Raw genomic sequence first — 16,094 nt, 5'->3', positions numbered from 1 at the left:
CGGGTACGTACCTTCCGGGAGATCAGCGGGATCAGCGGGATACGAGCGCGAGCACCCGGGCCGGGCTGCCGGAACCGCCGACGATGGGCAGCGGCGCGGCGATCAGCACGGCGCCCTGCGGGGGGAGCCGGTGCAGGTTGCGGAGCTGGGTGACGCCGTACTTTCCGGCGCCGTGGAAGTACCAGTGGCAGGGGTACGGCTGGTCCCCGAACTCGCCGGCCTGGCCGGCATCCGTACCGACGGTCTCCACACCGATGCCGATGATCCCGGTCTCCTCGGCCAGCCACTGGGCGCAGGAGGGCGAGATGCCGGGCGTGTGCCGGTCGTTGAGGAAGGTCTCCTGGGAGCCCTGCCGGGACTCCCAGCCGGTGCGGTAGAGCAGCCAGCCGCCGGCGGCGAGCGGGCCGTGCTGCTCCTGCCATGCCTCGACGTGGTGGCGCTCCAGGAGGAAGTCGGGGTCGGCGGCGGCCTCGGCGGAGAAGTCCAGTACGGAGGCGGGGCCGACCAGGCGCTGCGGGGGGACCTGGGAGACGTCGTCGAGGTCCTTGCCGGTGAGCCAGTGGATGGGGGCGTCGAAATGGGTGCCGGTGTGCTCGGAGAGGCGGATGTTGTTCCAGTAGACGGTGGGGCCGGCCTCGTCGTAGTGGGAGATGACTTCGCGCTCGAAGGCCCAGGGCTGGCCGCGCTCCGGCGGCAGCTGGATGAGCGGGGTCTCCTCGGAGAGCGGCGAGGTGAGGTCGACGACTTCCACCGAGCCGTCGAGCAGGCCGGTCAGCAAGGGGGTGAGGGACTGGGTGTCCACGGAGGCGGGCATGTCACTTCTCCCCGGTCGTGCGGGCGATGGTGGACCAGTGCCGGTAGTCGGGGTGCTGGCCCCGGACCACCGAGTCGTACAGCTCCTGGAGCTTGCGGACCGTCACGCCCGGGCTCCCGTCGCCGACCGGTATGCGGTCGAGGCTGGTGACGGGCGCGATCTCGGCGAGCGTGCCGGCGACGAAGATCTCGTCGGCGGTGTAGAGCTCGGTGCGGTCGATCTCACGGCGCTCCATGGGGATGCCGAGTTCCCGCCGGGCGAGCTCGCCGATGGTGGCGACGGTGATGCCTTCCAGGACGCCGCTGGTGCCGGGCGGGGTGATGAGCTTGCCGTCGTGCAGCATCGCCACGCAGGAACCGGGGGCCTCGGAGATGCTGCCGCGCTGGTTGAGCAGGAGGGTGGTGTCGTAGCCGTTGCGGATCGCCTCGTGGTGGGCGAGGCGGCTGTTGTGGTAGTTGGCGCCCGCCTTGATGCGCGGCGGCATGGAGTCGTCGCTGATGCGGCGCCAGGAGGAGACGGTGGCGGACAGGCCGCTCTCGAAGCCCCGGCCGCGCGGGGCGCGGGTGGAGGTGATGTGGACGCCGGCGTCGTCGGTGTGGCTGAGCGGGTCCGCGTTCGGGCCCATGTTGAAGTACGAGACGACGCAGATGTGTACGTCCTCCTCGAAGCGGTTGGCCTCCAGGACGTCGAGCACGCCCTGCTTCAGCTCCTCGTCGGAGAAGGCGATCTCCATGCGCAGGCTCTTCATCGAGCGGCGCAGCCGGGCCAGGTGCTCGTCGACCCGGAAGACCGCGAGGCCCTCGCCGTCGGGGCGGCGGTAGGCGCGCAGCCCCTCGAAGACGTTGGCGCCCCAGAAGGCTCCCTGGGAGCGGGCGTGGACGGTGCACTGGTCCCAGTCGACGACGGTGCCGTTGAGCCAGGCGTGGGTGGGCAGTTCGGGTGTGGTCACTTCATGCTCCTGCGCAAGGGTGAGGGGCGGTCAGACGGTGGCGGGGACGCGCGGCGCGGCGGCCGGGGCGGCGGCGGGAGTGGCGGCCACGGCGCAGCGGGCGAGGGTGGCGCCGAAGGTCTCGGGCCGCTCGGCGTCGGCCAGCGCGCCGAGGTGGCCGTCGGGGCGGACGATCAGGCAGGTGCCCTCGTCGGCCCGGTACGCCTCGCGCAGCACGCTGTCGCGGTCGCGCAGCACGGTGACGCCCTCGGGCATGTCCGCCGCGGAGCCGGCGGCCGGTACGGCGAGTTCGCCCTCGCGCAGGACCACGATCAGGTGGGCGGTCAGGCCGCGGGTGTCGGCGAGCGCCCGCTCGGCGAAGGCGCGCGCGGCGTCCCGGTCCGGGGCGAAGTACAGGCCGGTGAAGCCGGCGCCGTACAGCTCGCGGACGCGGTGGGCACCGGGGGCGTCGATCCGCGCGTCGGGGGCGAAGGCGCCCATCAGCGGGTGGCGGTCGGCGGACTCCACGACGGGGGAGTCGATGTATGTGTGAGGCTCGGCCATCTTGCCGCTGTTGACCTTGTCGCGGGCGCCCTGGAAGGGCTGGGAGAGGAACAGCAGCGCCTTGCGCGCGAGCCGGCGCGCCAGATTCGGCGGCACCATGAACTTGATGGTGGCCTCGGTGACGGCGAGGTTCTCCTTGGCGGCGGCGTAGCGCTCGTCGTGGTAGGTGTCGAGGAGCGCGTCCCCGGCCTTGCCCTGCATGACCAGCGCCAGCTTCCAGGCGAGGTTGTCGGCGTCCTGAATGCCGCTGTTCATGCCCCGTGAGCCGTACGGCGGCAGGGAGTGGGCGGAGTCGCCGGCGAAGAAGATCCGGCCGATGCGGAACTTCTCGACCACGCGCTGGTGGAAGCGGTAGGTGGACAGCCAGTCGATCTCGTAGTCGACGTCCCCGATGACGGCGCGCACCCGCCGGTCGAAGCGGCCGTCCGCACGCTCGGCCTCGATGTCGGTCTCGGGGGCGAGCTGCCAGTCGATGCGCCAGATGTCGTTCGGCTGCGGGTGCATGACGAGCTGACGGCCCGGGTTGAAGGGCGGGTCGTAGTGGAAGTGGCGCTCCTTGGCGAGCGGCAGCTTCACCTTCAGGTCGGTGATCAGGAAGCGGTCCTGGTGGCTGTAGCCGGTCCACTCGACGCCGGTGAGCTTACGCATCGGGCTGCGGACGCCGTCGCAGGCGACGACGTACTGGCAGCGGTAGTCGCGCGGGCCGTCCGGGGTGTCGGCGAAGACGGTGACGGTGTCGCCGTCCTGCTCGACGCCGGTGATTTCGTGGGCCCAGCGGACCTCGGTGAGCGGGTCGGCCTCGACCTTCTCCAGCAGCAGCTGCTCGATGCGGTACTGGGAGATGTTCACGAACGGGCCGTAGCCGATCCGGCGGGTGTACTCGGCGGCGCGGATCTCCTTGCCGCGCACATAGGTGCGGGCCGTGGTCCAGGTGACGCCCTCGGCGCCGATGGTCTCGGCGCAGCCGAACTTGTCGAGTACCTCCAGCACGTCGCCCTGGATGAGGCACGCCTTGGAGCCCTGCTTGCGCAGCTCGGGGTCGCGCTCGAAGAGGACGCTCGGGATGCCGAAGGAGGCCAGGCGGGCGGCCAGGGCCATACCGACGGGGCCGGCGCCGACGATGCCTACGGGGATCAGGTCGCTGTTCATGCTGCCTCTTCGCTCTCTGTACGGGGTGCGGCGGCGGTGGGGGCGTCGGTGCCAGGGGCGTCGGCGTCGGGTGTTTCGGTGACGCTGCGGAAGACCGGGATCTTCCGTACCGAGCTGAGATACGGGGTGCCTTCGGTCGCGCCGGTGCCCGAGCGGGTGCCGAGCATCCGGACGGCGATCCGGTAGTGCGTCTGGCGCCAGCGGCGCAGGGCGCCGGCGAACCCGAGCATCGAGGCGGTCAGCAGCTCGCGGTCGGCGGCGCTGAAGCGGATGTCGGTGAGGGCGGCGCCGCAGGCTTCGTCGAGGGTGGGCTGGCCGGCCAGGATCCGCCCGCGTACCTCGGGGGTGGAGCGGTAGGCGGGGGAGTCCAGCCGGTCCTGGTCGGGGACCCGGCACAGGGACTCGACCAGTTTGTAGTTGCGGGACTGGATGGCGCTCGCGCCGTCGGTGAACTCGCGGAAGACGCGGAAGGATTCGACCTGCATGGTGGCCAGCAGCGAGAACAGCGGGGCCGATTCGGCGAGAACGGTCTCGGCGACCGCGAGGTGCCCGGTCGCGTCCCCGGTCCGGGCGTCGTTCAGGTCCCCGATGGCCGTACGGATGCTCAGGGCCAGCAGCGCGAAGGTGGTCTCGAAGGTCTGCAGCACCCGGATGAACATGTGCTCGTCGTGCGATATGTAGACCGGCAGCACGCTGAGCTTCAGCACCCGGCGCTCGTGCGGGTCCAGCAGTTCGCCGTCGACGAGCTCCCACAGCTGGGCGGCCTGGCCGGCCGGGTCGGCGGCGGTGAGCCGCTCGCCGTACCCGAGCCTGGCGAGTGCGGGCCTGGCCACCCGGACGGCGAGTCGGCAGCGCTTCTCCACCAGCCGGGCGTCGGGCCGCATCTCCGGGAGCCACGCGGTGCGCCCCTCGGCGGCGGCCAGCTCGAACCGCAGCAGGTCGGCCAGGAGTTGGACGGTCAGCCGGTCCCGGGTGACGCGGGCGGCCGGGGCGGCGGCCGGCCCGTCGTCGGCGGTCGGCAGGCCGAGCACGCTGAGCGAGGTGTACGTGGGGTAGTCGTACCGGCCGTCCCACTTGTCGAGCGCGGTGTCCAGGAACCGGTCGAGCAGCAGCCGGTGGGCCGCGTCGGCGGGTGTGGGCGCCAGCGGAGCGAGCCGCTCCCTGGCCAGGGCCAGGGACTTCAGGATCTCGTCACAGACGAAGTGCTTGCCGACGCGGTGGAACTCGTGGGTCACCGCGGGGTACGGAAACCGGCTGGGTACGGGATCGGCCAGCCAGTCGGTCAGCTCTTTCACGCTGCGGGTCTCACCTTCGGGAGTGGGACGGAAAGGGCGGGGCCGGTCAGTGCGCGGAACTCGCGCATGGCCTGGCAGAGGGCCTCCACGTCGTCCGTGGAGTTGTAGTAGTGGAAGGACAGGCGTACGACGGGCCCGCGTGGGCTGACGGCGATGCCCTGGCCGGCCAGCCAGCCGGCGAGGGCGCGCGGGTCGGCGTCGTACAGGCCGAGGTGGGCGCCCTGCAGTTCCGGCGTCTCGGCCTTGCGGACCCGTTCGCCCTGGGCGACGAGGGTGCGCGCGGTGCGGTCGGTCAGGGCGGAGATGTGGCGCCGTACGTCGGCCAGGTCGACGTCCCGGAACAGGTCGAGCGCGGCGTTGGCGGCGTACACGGCGGACACCGCGGGGGTGCCGGTCTCGAAGCGCCGGGCGATGGCCGGGAAGTCGAGCCGCAGCGGGTTGAACGCCATCGGCTCCACCCGCCCGAACCAGCCGGTCAGCTGCGGGTCCTGATCACCCATCAGACCGGAGCGGGCGTAGAGGAAGGCCAGGCCGGGGAGTCCGGCGAGGTACTTCATCGTCCCCGCGACGAGGTAGTCGCAGCCGATGTCGGCGACATCCACCGGCATCACGCCGACGGCCTGGTAGGCGTCGACGAAGGTCAGCGCCCCGGCGGCCCGGCCGGCCTCGACGATCTCCGCGACCGCCGGCCGCTCGGCGAACTGGTAGGTGGACATCGGGACCGACACCAGCGCGGTGCCGTCGCCCATGGCCGCCAGGTAGTCGGCGGGCCGGATGCGGCCGGTTCCCTGGTCGCCCGTGAAGATCACCCGGGCGCCGCGCGGCTGCTGAGCGAGCCAGACGTGCGCGACGGACGGGAACTCCTCGACGGTGGTGACGATGTCGACCCGGGTCTCCAGGGACAGCGTGGAGACCACTTGGTAGGCGCCGATGGAGGCGTTGGGCAGGATCGCGATCTGGTCCGGGCCGGCCCCGATCAGGGCCGCGAAGCGCTGCCGGGCCTCCTCGATCTCCTCCTCGAACCGGGCCCAGGGTGCGCCGTGGGCCGCGACCGCCTCCTGCATCCGCTCCAGCGCCTCGTCGACGGCGTCGGACCGGGCACCAAGACTGCAGCTCGCCAGATGGACCGTGCGCTCCAGCATCGGGAAACTGCGGCGGAAGGCCGCGGCCGTGACGGGCGCGACGGCGGGGGCCATGGGGGCCGGGGAGGGCGCGGTGGCCGCGCTGCCGCGGCTCATGCCGTACTCGTTCCGGCGGGCGGCACGCCCCCGCCTCCGGTCATCGGGCAGACCGGCGGCGCGACCTCTTCGGCGTACTCGGGAGCCGGTTCGGCGTCACCCATGGGGCCGGTCAGGGTCAACTCGGTCCGCAGTTCCCACAGTTGCGGGAAGAACTTGTGGCTGATCAGCTTGGCCAGGAAGTCGACCGGCGCGCCCTTGGTGCCGACCACGGAGTGGCCGATGACCCGGGTGGCCATCTTGTAGTGCTGGGCGCGCCACAGCGAGATCCGCTCGTCCCAGTCGATCATCGCCTCGGCCAGCCGGTACTCCGCGGTGTCGTGGCCGTTGGTGTAGACCTCCACGAGGTCGGTGCCACGGGCCTCGATCAGCCGGTGGAAGGACTTCTCGAGGTCCTGGCTGACCAGCCGGGCCGTCTTCCAGCCCGGGGACTCGAAGCCCGAGCCGTGGCCGAGGACGGTGCGGATGATCTGGAAGTCCGAGGGCGCGAGGTGCCGCATCATCTCCAGCTGGTCGGCGGTCATGCGTACGCCGAGTGAGGCGCGGCCGAGCAGCCGGGCCGCGGTGTCCAGCTGCCCCGCGTCGATCTGCCGGCCCGCCTCCGCGACCTCGTAGCAGGCGAGCTTGAGCCACAGTTCGGTCGACTGGTGGACGACCTGGAAGAGCATCTCGTCCCGGTGGATCATGTCCTCCGGGCGGCGCTGGAGCGACAGCAGTGTGTCGGTGCGCATGTAGCGCGTGTAGTCGTTGTCCCCTTCTCCGGTGAGTACGGGAACCGAGTAGTCCTTGGACACGATGCTCCTGTCAGGCGTTCGTCGTGGACAGGGCGAGCGGCTCGGCGCGTACCCGGAAGTCCGTGGCGGTGGCGGTGATGGCGGCCTCGGTGGCCGCTCCGTCGGCGGCCCGGAACCGGAAGCGGCCGCCGACGTGCTCGTAGTAGGCGTCCGCGTCGGGCAGTACCTCGCCCGGATGCAGGACGACCTCGGCGTACGGGCCCTGGGCGCGGCCGGTCATGGAGGTCGACTCGGTGATCCGGCACGGCCGTTCGGCCGGGGCGGGCACGAGCATCCAGCCGGCCACCTCGTCGGTGGCGTGCGGCGCGGCGGCTGCCCGCGGCACCGGCGGCAGCGGGCGGTCCACCTGGAGCTGCCAGGCGGCGTGCATCAGGTCGTAGCCGTGCACCTCGCGCCAGAGGAAGGGGATCTCGGCGCCGCCGACGCGGGCGCCGCACTCCAGGAAGCGGCATACGGTGCGCCCGTCCGGGCCCCGGTCGATGAACAGTTCGAGGTGGAAGACGGTGGCGCGGCCCGGGGAGAGCGCGCCGAGGTAGGCGGTGGCGGCCCGGTCGATGGCCGCGTTGACCTCCGGGTCGTCGATCTCGACGGAGCCGAGGAAGGTGCCGCCGCGGAAGCCCAGGCAGGTGTTGAGGTAGCGGGAGGCCCGCCAGGCCAGCAGCCGCTCCCCGTCGAAGACGCCGTCCACATGGGAGATCGGGGCGTCCACGAAGGCCTGCACCAGCATCGGTTCGCTGTCCAGGTCCAGGCCGGTGACCTGCTCGGGGCCGTCCACCCGGACCACGCCGGCGCTGGAACTGCCCGTGCGCGGCTTGACGATGACCGGCCAGCCGGCGGCCGCGCCGAAGGCGAGGACCGTGGCGGTGTCGGTGGCGGCGGCGAACGCCGGCACGTCCAGGCCGGCGTCCGCGACGGCCCGGCACATCACGTACTTGTCGCGGAAGACGATCTGCGACGGCTGGCGCGGGCCCGGAACGTCCCACTCCTCGCGAAGCGCCGCGCCGACCAGCAGGTCGTCCTCCTTGAGGGCGACGATCGCGGCGGGCGCGCCGTACCGGGCGGCGAGCGCGCGGACCTCGGCGCGGACCCGCTCCAGATCGTCGGTCGCGGGAACCAGCACGACCTCGTGGGCCTCGACCGGAACGGAACCGGTCCCGACCTCGGTGGTCACATAACTGACCCGGTTCTCGGTGTGGTCGATATAGCTGGTGAATTCCGCGTATCGCTCGCGCCAGCGGTTGATCACGACAATGTGTGGACGGTCGGTCATATCCGGGACTCCTCGAATTCGACTTCCGGGCAGGTGAATACGCAGGTGCCGCGGGTTCCGGGATTCGCGTACGTGATGACGGAGCCGTCCTTCGGCTGTAGGGCGCGGCAGAACGCGCCACCGAATCCCTGGGGGGTGACGAAAATCCCCCAGTTCGCGACCCATTCCCCGGTGCGCCCGGTCTCCGGGTCGACGACCGGTTCCAGGGCCGGTACGACCAGCTCCTGGGCGACGTAGTCGCGTACGGCGGTCGCCTCCAGGGCCGCCTCCCACTCGGCGTCGGTGACATCGCGGCCGATGACGACGCCGTCGGCGCTGTAGCCGATGCCGGGCTTGAGGACGAGCGAGGCGCGGTGCGTACGGGCGTGGGCGAGGGCCTCCTCGGAGCCCTCGGTGCCGAGCACCCAGGTGCGTGGCAGCACCCGGTCGACCAGCTCCCGCTCCGTCTCGCTCAGTGCGGCGCGGACGGCCGGCAGGTGCAGCAGGCCGAGCGCGGCCTTGCTGGTGAACAGGGCCCCTTCGAGCGGGGTGAACAGAGCGGTACGGCGGGCCGCGTGGGCGCGGTTGACCCGCGTCAGGGCGGCGCGGGCGACCGGGTCGCCCGCGATCTGGCCGGCGGCGAAGTAGCGCAGGACGACATCGACGGGGCGGCCGCGCAGGGCGAGCTTGCCGTCCGCGCCCTCGGTCAGCTCCTGGATCTCGCCGAGCAGCAGCTCGATGCCGTGACGGCTCATGTCCTCCTGGATGGAGAGGAACACGCTGTCGTGGTCGCCGAGCGCCCCGGGGCCCTCGATGAGTGCCACCACCGGGCTCACCGGGTCGGCGCCCACGCCCGCGGCCGCCGCGCGCAGCTCGGCCACCAGGTGGTCCATGGTGTCGGTGTGGCCCAGGGCGTTGGCCTCGGCGAAGGAGCGGAAGGCGGGCACCTCCAGGAAGGCGCGGTTGAGCTGGGCGCTGTCGACGCCGCCGAGCTCGCTGCCGACGTTCAGTTCCAGCAGCCGGAAGCCGGTGCCGTCGTGGAAGGCGTCGGCGCGGGCGTACAGCAGGGGGTCGCCGGTCGCGCCCTCGCTCATCACCTCGATCAGCTCCGGCGGCAGTCCGATGGCCGCGCCGTAGCGCGCCAGGTCGCCGTCGAAGCAGCGGCGCGGCAGCGAGACGAGGGTCCGGAAGACGGCGGCGAGGTCGTCGGCGAAGGCGCGGATCTCGCGCTCGGAGACGAAGATCGGGCGGGGCAGCAGGACGTGCCCGTACGCCTTGTCGTATTCGGCGGGGACGGTGGTCTGCGCGGTCAGGGTGCGCAGTCCGCTGTCCGGGTCCGCTGATTCACAGAGGTAGCGGACGGTGGCTGAATTCTCCATGGGCGGTCTCCATTTCTGCCGGATCAGGGCATGCCGGATCGCGGCGCGAAGGGGAAGCCGCCGAATGCGGCGGCGGCACCGGAAATACCGGGTGGGATCGGAAAGGCGAGGCGAAGGGAAAAGGGAAACGAGGCAACGGAGAATCGCGTGAACGTGAAGAACGCGAAGCAGATGCGAGCGTTGGGGCGATCCGCGGTGACGTGATTTCACTGTGGCACCGGGCGCGGCCGCCGGCGCCGCCTCCCGGGCCGCGCGTTTACGGCTGTCGTGAATACGCCAGGGAGGTCCCGGCGGACAGAACGGGGCAGAAGGGGGCGTACGGCGGGGATGGCGGGCCGCGCCGGTTGCGCACCGCCCGGCCTGCTGCTTACCTACTGCTCACTGCAGGGGCCCCGCGCCCCTTCGGACGATCCGCGGTGACACCGGACCGTCCACAAGGGAGAACAGCCCATGCCCCGCCTGCAGTTCGTCATCGCCAGCACCCGCCCCGGCCGCGTCGGCCCCTCCGTCGCCGCCTGGGCCGCCGAAGAAGCCCGCCGCCACGGCGGTTTCGACATCGAGACCCTCGACCTCGCCGAGATCGGCCTGCCCTTCCTCGACGAGCCCGAGCACCCCTCCGAAGCCGCGTACGTCCACCAGCACACCAAGGACTGGAGCGCCACGGTCTCCCGCGGCGACGCCTACGTCTTCGTGATGCCGATGTACAACGGCACCTTCACCGCACCGCTGAAGAACGCCGTCGACTTCCTCTACCACGAGTGGCAGGACAAGCCGGTCGCCCTCCTCAGCTACACCGCCGGCCCCTCCGGCGGCGTACCCGCCGTCGAGGCGCTCCGCCCGATCCTCGCCCGCATCGGCTTCCGCCCCGCCGAGCGCAGCATCTCCGTCCCCGGCATCGCGGACCTGACCGGCCCCGACGGGTTCCGGGCCCCGGCCGGTCTCGCCGGCGAACTGGGCGGCGTACTCGACGAGCTGGCCAAGCTGCTCGCCGACACCGACGCCGCGCCGGCCCAGGTCTGAGAGGAGCAGCCATGACCGCACCGTCCCTGCCGTCACCGTCCCCGCAGTCCCCGCAGTCCGTGCCTGTTTCCGCCGATGTCTCCGCCGAGCGCCTGGTCGTTGTCGGCAGCGGCGGCCGCCCGTACCGCGAGTACTCCTTCCAGTCCCTGCACGCGCACTACACGCTCTCCGCGGTGCTTTCCGCCGAGCCGACCTGGCAGCGTGACTACCTCGACTCGTACGTCGTCACCGACCTGTCCGATCCGGTCGCGATCGCCGATGCCGTGCTCCGTCTCGCGGGTCCTGAGAACGCCTCCGTGGCCCTGCTGACCTGGGACGAGACCGCGGTCGAAGCCACCGCCGAGGCCGCCGCCAAGCTCGGACTGCCGCAGCTGTCCGCCGAGGCCGCCCGCCACTGCCGCGACAAGTACGCCACCCGCTCGCTGATGTCCGAGGCCGGCCTCGCGGCCGTCCGCCACCGGCTCGTCACCACCGCGGACCAAGCCGTCGCCGCCGCCGACGAGTTCGGCTATCCCGTCGTCCTCAAGCCCCGCGCCCTCGCCGGCAGCATCGGCGTGACCCGCGCCGACGACGAGAGTCAGGTACGGGAAGCCTTCGCGCTCGCCGACGGTGCCGCCTTCGCCACGCTCCCCACCGGCCACGGCATCCTCGTCGAGGAGTACCTCGACGGCCCCGAGATCAGCATCGACAGCGCCGTCCACGACGGCGGCGTCCACATCGTCCACATCGCCCGCAAGCGGCTCGGTTTCACGCCGTACTTCGAGGAAGTCGGCCACCTCGTCGCCGCCTCGTACGACGACGAACCATGGGCGGACGAGGTGCGCGCGCTGGTGACCGGCGCCCACCAGGTGCTCGGCGTCACCACGGGCGTCACCCACGCCGAGGTCCGCCTCACCTCACGCGGCCCGCGCCTCATCGAGCTCAACGCCCGGCTCGGCGGCGACCTCATCCCCTTCATCAGCACCTTCGCCACCGGCATCGACCTGGTGAGGGCCGCCGCCGAACTGTCCTTCGGCCGCCTTCCCGACCTCACCCCGACCCACGACCGCACCGCCGAAGTCCGGTTCGTCTACGCCGACACCGACGGCCACGCCCGCGCGCTCGACCTCACCGACGCCGCGGCCGTACCCGGCATCACGCACACCGCCGTCCTCGCCGAGCCCGGCACCATGCTGCTGCTGCCGCCCCGTCAGGCCATCCCGCGGCTGGCCGCGCTGGTCGCCACCGGACCGGACGAGGACGCCTGCGGGCAGGCCCTCGACCGTGCCGAAGCCGTCGTGGACCGTGCGGTGGACCCGCTACCGAGATCGGAGGCCGGCGCGTGACCGCTCCCGTTGCCGTTTTTGCCCCGGTCGTCGCGGGCGTCGTTCCCGGACCCGAGGCGGCACGTGTCCTGGCCACCGCGCACGCCTACGTTCCGCTCTACATCGAGCTGCTCGCCGACACCCTCTCCCCGGTCACCGCCTTCGCCCGGCTGTGCGGCCCCGGTCTGGAGGAGCCCGGTCTGCTGCTGGAGAGCGTCATCGGGACCGACAACAGCGTCGCGGTCGCCCGCTACTCGTACATCGCGCACCGGACCCGCCCCGTCCCGCTCGGCGACGGCGACCCGCTCGTCGCACTGCGGCCACTGGCCGACCGCGACGTCGCGCGCGTCCCCGGACTGCCGCCCTTCCACGGCGGCGCCGTCGGCTACCTCGGCTACGAGAGCGCCCGCCACTTCGAGCGCCTCCCCACTGCCGCCGGACCCGGCCCGGGCATGCCCGAGTCGGTGTTCCTGCAGGCCGACGACCTGGTGGTGTTCGACCACGCCACCCGACGGCTGCTGATCACCACGCTCCACGACACCGCCGCCGAGACGTACGAGGACGCCGTCGGCCGGCTCGCCGCCACCCGCGACCGGCTGTTCGCCGACCAGCCGCACCAGCCGTACGGCCCGGGCGCCGGCGGGGCGAGACCGCTCGCCCCCGCCCGCACCGCCGAACAGCAGGACCGTTCCGCCTGGCGCGCGCACACCAGCGAGGAACGCTTCCTCGACATGGTCACAACCGCCCGCGAGTACATCCGGGCCGGCGACATCTTCCAGGTCGTGCTCTCCCAGCGGTTCAGCAAGCCGCTCGCCGCCGAACCCCTCGACGTCTACCGCCACCTGCGCGCCGTCAACCCGTCGCCGTACATGTTCCACCTCGCCCTCGGCGGCGGCAGACACGTCATCGGCGCCTCACCGGAACTGCTGGTGAAGGTCGAGGACGGCAGGGCGCAGACCCGCCCGCTCGCCGGTACCCGGTGGCGCGGCACCGACGCCGCGACCGACGCCGCCCTGGAGGCCGAACTGCTCGCGGACGAGAAGGAACGGGCCGAGCACGTCATGCTCGTGGACCTCGGCCGCAACGACATCGGCCGGATCGCCGCGCCCGGCACCGTACGGGTGGACCGGCTGATGGAGGTCGAGCGCTACTCGCACGTCATGCACCTGTCCTCGACCGTCAGTGGAGACCTCGCCGACGGCCGCACCCCGCTGGACGCGCTGCGCTCCACCTTCCCGGCGGGCACCGTCTCCGGCGCCCCCAAGATCCGGGCCATGGAGATCATCGCCGAGCTGGAGGACGAGCGGCGCGGTGTCTACGGCGGCGCCCTCGGCTTCATCGGCACCGGCGGCAGCCTGGACACGGCGATCGCCCTGCGCACCCTGGTCATCGCCGACGGGAAGGCCTGGGTCCAGGCCGGTGCCGGGGTGGTCGCCGATTCCGACCCGGCCGCCGAGTACCGCGAGACCCTCAACAAGGCGCAGGCCCTGTTCGCCGCCGTGGAACGGGCGGAGGCCTCCGCATGAGCCACCTCCGCACGAACCACCTCCGCACGAGCCGGCAGGCCCGTGTCCCGGTCCGCGTCGCCGTCGTCGACAACTACGACTCCTTTACGTACAACCTGGTCCAGTACCTCGCGCAGGCCGGGGCCGAACCCGTCGTCCACCGCAACGACAGCGTCACCACCGGGGAACTCGCCGCCCACGACGCCGTCCTGATCTCGCCCGGCCCCGGCACCCCGGGCCAGGCCGGCGTCAGTCTCGCCGCCGCCCGCGACCTCAGCGGCCGCCTCCCCCTGCTCGGCGTCTGCCTGGGCCACCAGTCCATCGCGGAGGCATTCGGCGCCGACGTGGCGCGGGTGGGCCCGGTGCACGGCAAGACGGAACGGGTACGGCACGACGGCACCGGCGTACTCGCCGGCCTGCCCGACCCGTTCACCGCCACCCGCTACCACTCGCTCGCCGTCGACAGCACGACCCTGCCCGACGAGCTCATCGCCAACGCCTGGGCCCAGGACGGCACGGTCATGGGTCTGCGCCATCGCACCCATCCGACGTACGGGGTGCAGTTCCACCCCGAGTCCGTCCTCACCGAGCAGGGCATGCGCATCGTCGTCAACTTCGTCGAGTCCGTAGAACAGCTCCACTCACACCCACTTGAGGGGGTCCGGTGAAAACCGCGTTGCGCACCCTGGCCGAGGGCGGCCGGCTCACCCGCGAACAGGCCGGCCGGGCCATGGCCGCCGTACTCGGCGGGGAAGCCACCCCCGGCCAGATAGCCGGCTTCGCCATGGCGCTGTCCGCCCGGCGCGCCGACATCGAGGAGATCGTCGGACTGGTCGCCACCGCCCGCGCCTTCGGCGCCCGCCTGACCGGCGACGGCCGGGTCCTGGACACCTGCGGCACCGGCGGCGACGGCCACGACACGTTCAACATCTCCACCACCGCGGCTGTCGTCGCCGCGGCCTGCGGCGTCCCGGTCGCGAAACACGGCAACCGCAGTGCTTCCTCCGCCTGCGGCAGCGCCGACGTCCTCGAAGCGCTGGGCGTACGCATCGACCTGGGACCGGCCGAGGCCGCGGCCTGCCTGGCCGAGGTCGGCATCACCTTCCTGTTCGCGCCGGTCTTCCAGCCCGCCTTCCGGTACGCGGCCGGGCCCCGCCGGGAACTGGGCGTACGGACCGTCTTCAACGTGCTCGGGCCGCTCTGCAACCCGGCCGGCGCCCGCTACCAGACCCTCGGGGTGTCCGACCCGGCCCTGCTCGAAGTGATGGCCGAGGTCCTGCACCGGCTCGGCACCGAGCGCGCCCTGGTGTTCTGTGCCGACGACGGCCTGGACGAGCTGAGCACCTGCTCGCCGTCGCGCGTCGTGGAACTGACCGACGGCAGCACGACCTCCTACCGGCTCGACCCCGCCGACCTGGGCCTCGCCCGTGCCACCCTGGCGGACCTGCGGGGCGGCGATGCGGCCGCCAACGCGGAGACCGTACGCCGGATCCTCGCGGGCGAGCCCGGCCCGCGCCGGGACATCGTGCTGCTCAACACGGCCGCCGCACTGCGCGCGGCCGGGCAGTGCGAGGACTGGCGGGCGGGCATCGCCCGGGCCGCCGAGGCCATCGACAGCGGCCACGCGGCCGCTGTCCTGGACAGGTGGGTGGCGGCGGGCGCCCGGCCTGCCGCACAGGCCGCCGCATGACACCGCGACGCGAACAAGGAGCACCACGTTGACCAGCCAATCCGTCATGCCCGACCTGCTCGGGGAGCTGATCCGGGCCGCGCACCGCCAGACGGCGGCCCGCAGGGCCGAAGTCCCGCTGGCCGAGGTGGAGAGCAGAGCACAGGCCGCCCCCGCCGTACGGGACTTCGGCGCGGCTCTGCGGGCCCCGGGGCTGGGCGTCGTCGCCGAGCTCAAGCCCCGCAGCCCGCTGAAGGGCCCGCTCACCGACGACTACCGGCCCGCCGAGCTGGCCCGGAGTTACGAGGCCGGCGGCGCCTGCGCGCTCTCCGTCCTCGCGCACACCGAGGGCTTCGGCGGCCACCCGGCGGACCTGGCGACCGTACGGGAGGCCGTGGGCCTGCCCGTCATGCGCAAGGACTTCATCGTCGACGAGTACCAGATCGCCGAGGCCCGAGCGTACGGCGCGGACGCGGTCCTGCTCGTGGTCGCCGCCCTCACCAAGGACCGGCTGGCCGAGCTGTACGCCTACGCCGAAGGACAGGGCCTGCACGTCCTGGTGGAGGTCCACGACGAGGCCGAGGCGCGCACCGCGGTCGGCCTCGGCGCCCGCAACATCGGGGTCAACCACCGCGATCTGCGGGACTTCCGGATCGACCTGGGCCTCACCGGCCGGCTCCGGGCGCAGGTCCCGGCGGACCGCGTGCTGGTCGCGGAGAGCGGCGTACGAAGCCCGGCGGACGCCCGGCGGCTGCGCGCCGACGGGGCGGACGCGGTGCTGGTGGGGGAGACCTTGATGCGCTCGGCCGACCCGGCGGCGGCGGTGGCGGAACTGAAGAACTCGCAAGCGCACGGAACCACTCAGGAGAGGTCATGACGACGACCACCGACACGCCGGACACCTCGTTCGTTCCCGGACCGGAGGGGCACGTCCCCAACGCCGAGGGATACTTCGGTGACTTCGGCGGCAAGTTCATCCCGGAGGCGCTCGTCGCCGCGGTCGACGAGGTCGCCGCCGTGTACGACAAGGCCAAGTCCGACCCGGCGTTCGCGGCCGAGCTGAACGATCTGCTGGTCAACTACACGGGCCGGCCCAGCTCGCTGACCGAGGTACGGCGGTTCGCCGAACACGCGGGCGGCGCGCGGATCTTCCTCAAGCGCGAGGACCTCAACCACACCGGCTCGC

The 16,094-nt window shown here is 72.4% G+C and carries 14 protein-coding genes and 1 pseudogene; 7 read left to right on the top strand and 8 right to left on the bottom strand.

Annotated features, from left to right (window positions below; all coding sequences use genetic code 11):
* Positions 1-31: 31 nt before the first annotated feature.
* From J7E91_RS10520 to J7E91_RS10485, 8 genes are read right to left on the bottom strand one after another with little or no spacing between them, the layout of a single operon-like run.
* Complete coding sequence (locus J7E91_RS10520) at positions 32-814, bottom strand: cyclase family protein (protein ID WP_214901184.1); 783 nt, start codon at positions 812-814, stop codon at positions 32-34.
* Position 815: 1 nt separating this feature from the next.
* Positions 816-1,763 carry a branched-chain-amino-acid transaminase gene (gene ilvE / locus J7E91_RS10515; RefSeq protein ID WP_214901182.1) on the bottom strand — a complete coding sequence of 316 codons (948 nt, stop codon included), beginning with the start codon at positions 1,761-1,763 and terminating at the stop codon, positions 816-818.
* A 30-nt stretch (positions 1,764-1,793) separates the two neighbouring features.
* Positions 1,794-3,455 (bottom strand): FAD-dependent monooxygenase, encoded by a 1,662-nt coding sequence (locus tag J7E91_RS10510; RefSeq protein ID WP_214901180.1) that lies wholly within the window; start codon positions 3,453-3,455, stop codon positions 1,794-1,796.
* Entirely contained in the window at positions 3,452-4,750 is a 1,299-nt protein-coding gene (locus tag J7E91_RS10505) for a tryptophan 2,3-dioxygenase (protein ID WP_308376314.1), read from the bottom strand. Before J7E91_RS10505 ends, J7E91_RS10510 begins: the two co-directional genes overlap by 4 nt.
* Positions 4,747-5,988, bottom strand: a complete 1,242-nt coding sequence (locus J7E91_RS10500; protein WP_251015486.1) for an aminotransferase class V-fold PLP-dependent enzyme — start codon at positions 5,986-5,988, stop codon at positions 4,747-4,749. Before J7E91_RS10500 ends, J7E91_RS10505 begins: the two co-directional genes overlap by 4 nt.
* Positions 5,985-6,782 (bottom strand): tryptophan 2,3-dioxygenase family protein, encoded by a 798-nt coding sequence (locus J7E91_RS10495; protein WP_308376313.1) that lies wholly within the window; start codon positions 6,780-6,782, stop codon positions 5,985-5,987. The genes J7E91_RS10500 and J7E91_RS10495 overlap by 4 nt, the downstream gene beginning before the upstream one ends.
* 10 nt (positions 6,783-6,792) lie before the next feature.
* Complete coding sequence (locus tag J7E91_RS10490) at positions 6,793-8,052, bottom strand: acetyl-CoA carboxylase biotin carboxylase subunit family protein (protein ID WP_214901178.1); 1,260 nt, start codon at positions 8,050-8,052, stop codon at positions 6,793-6,795.
* The gene (locus tag J7E91_RS10485; protein WP_214901176.1) at positions 8,049-9,410 is read right to left on the bottom strand and encodes a hypothetical protein; all 1,362 of its coding nucleotides are present in this window, start codon (positions 9,408-9,410) and stop codon (positions 8,049-8,051) included. The genes J7E91_RS10490 and J7E91_RS10485 overlap by 4 nt, the downstream gene beginning before the upstream one ends.
* Before the next feature lie 450 nt (positions 9,411-9,860).
* Between J7E91_RS10485 and J7E91_RS10480 the strand changes: the two genes are divergently transcribed.
* The 7 genes and pseudogenes from J7E91_RS10480 to J7E91_RS10450 all read left to right on the top strand — a co-directional run.
* Positions 9,861-10,430, top strand: a complete 570-nt coding sequence (locus J7E91_RS10480) for an NADPH-dependent FMN reductase (protein ID WP_214901174.1) — start codon at positions 9,861-9,863, stop codon at positions 10,428-10,430.
* A gap of 11 nt (positions 10,431-10,441) precedes the next feature.
* Positions 10,442-11,755, top strand: a complete 1,314-nt coding sequence (locus J7E91_RS10475; RefSeq protein ID WP_214901172.1) for an ATP-grasp domain-containing protein — start codon at positions 10,442-10,444, stop codon at positions 11,753-11,755.
* Entirely contained in the window at positions 11,752-13,260 is a 1,509-nt protein-coding gene (locus J7E91_RS10470; RefSeq protein WP_374224664.1) for an anthranilate synthase component I family protein, read from the top strand. Before J7E91_RS10475 ends, J7E91_RS10470 begins: the two co-directional genes overlap by 4 nt.
* Positions 13,257-13,907 (top strand): aminodeoxychorismate/anthranilate synthase component II, encoded by a 651-nt coding sequence (locus tag J7E91_RS10465; RefSeq protein WP_214901170.1) that lies wholly within the window; start codon positions 13,257-13,259, stop codon positions 13,905-13,907. The genes J7E91_RS10470 and J7E91_RS10465 overlap by 4 nt, the downstream gene beginning before the upstream one ends.
* On the top strand, positions 13,904-14,929 hold the full coding sequence (trpD, locus tag J7E91_RS10460; RefSeq protein WP_214901168.1) for an anthranilate phosphoribosyltransferase: 1,026 nt from the start codon (positions 13,904-13,906) through the stop codon (positions 14,927-14,929). The genes J7E91_RS10465 and trpD overlap by 4 nt, the downstream gene beginning before the upstream one ends.
* Before the next feature lie 28 nt (positions 14,930-14,957).
* Positions 14,958-15,785, top strand: coding sequence for an indole-3-glycerol phosphate synthase TrpC (gene trpC, locus J7E91_RS10455; protein ID WP_374224663.1), 828 nt, complete (start codon positions 14,958-14,960; stop codon positions 15,783-15,785).
* Positions 15,782-16,094, top strand: a pseudogene (locus J7E91_RS10450) (tryptophan synthase subunit beta); the annotation flags it as partial. The gene trpC and the pseudogene J7E91_RS10450, both read left to right, overlap by 4 nt.

It is taken from the genome of Streptomyces sp. ISL-99, assembly GCF_018614005.1.
GTDB lineage: Bacteria > Actinomycetota > Actinomycetes > Streptomycetales > Streptomycetaceae > Streptomyces > Streptomyces flavidovirens.
This window is presented reverse-complemented; position numbering and strand designations above follow the sequence as displayed.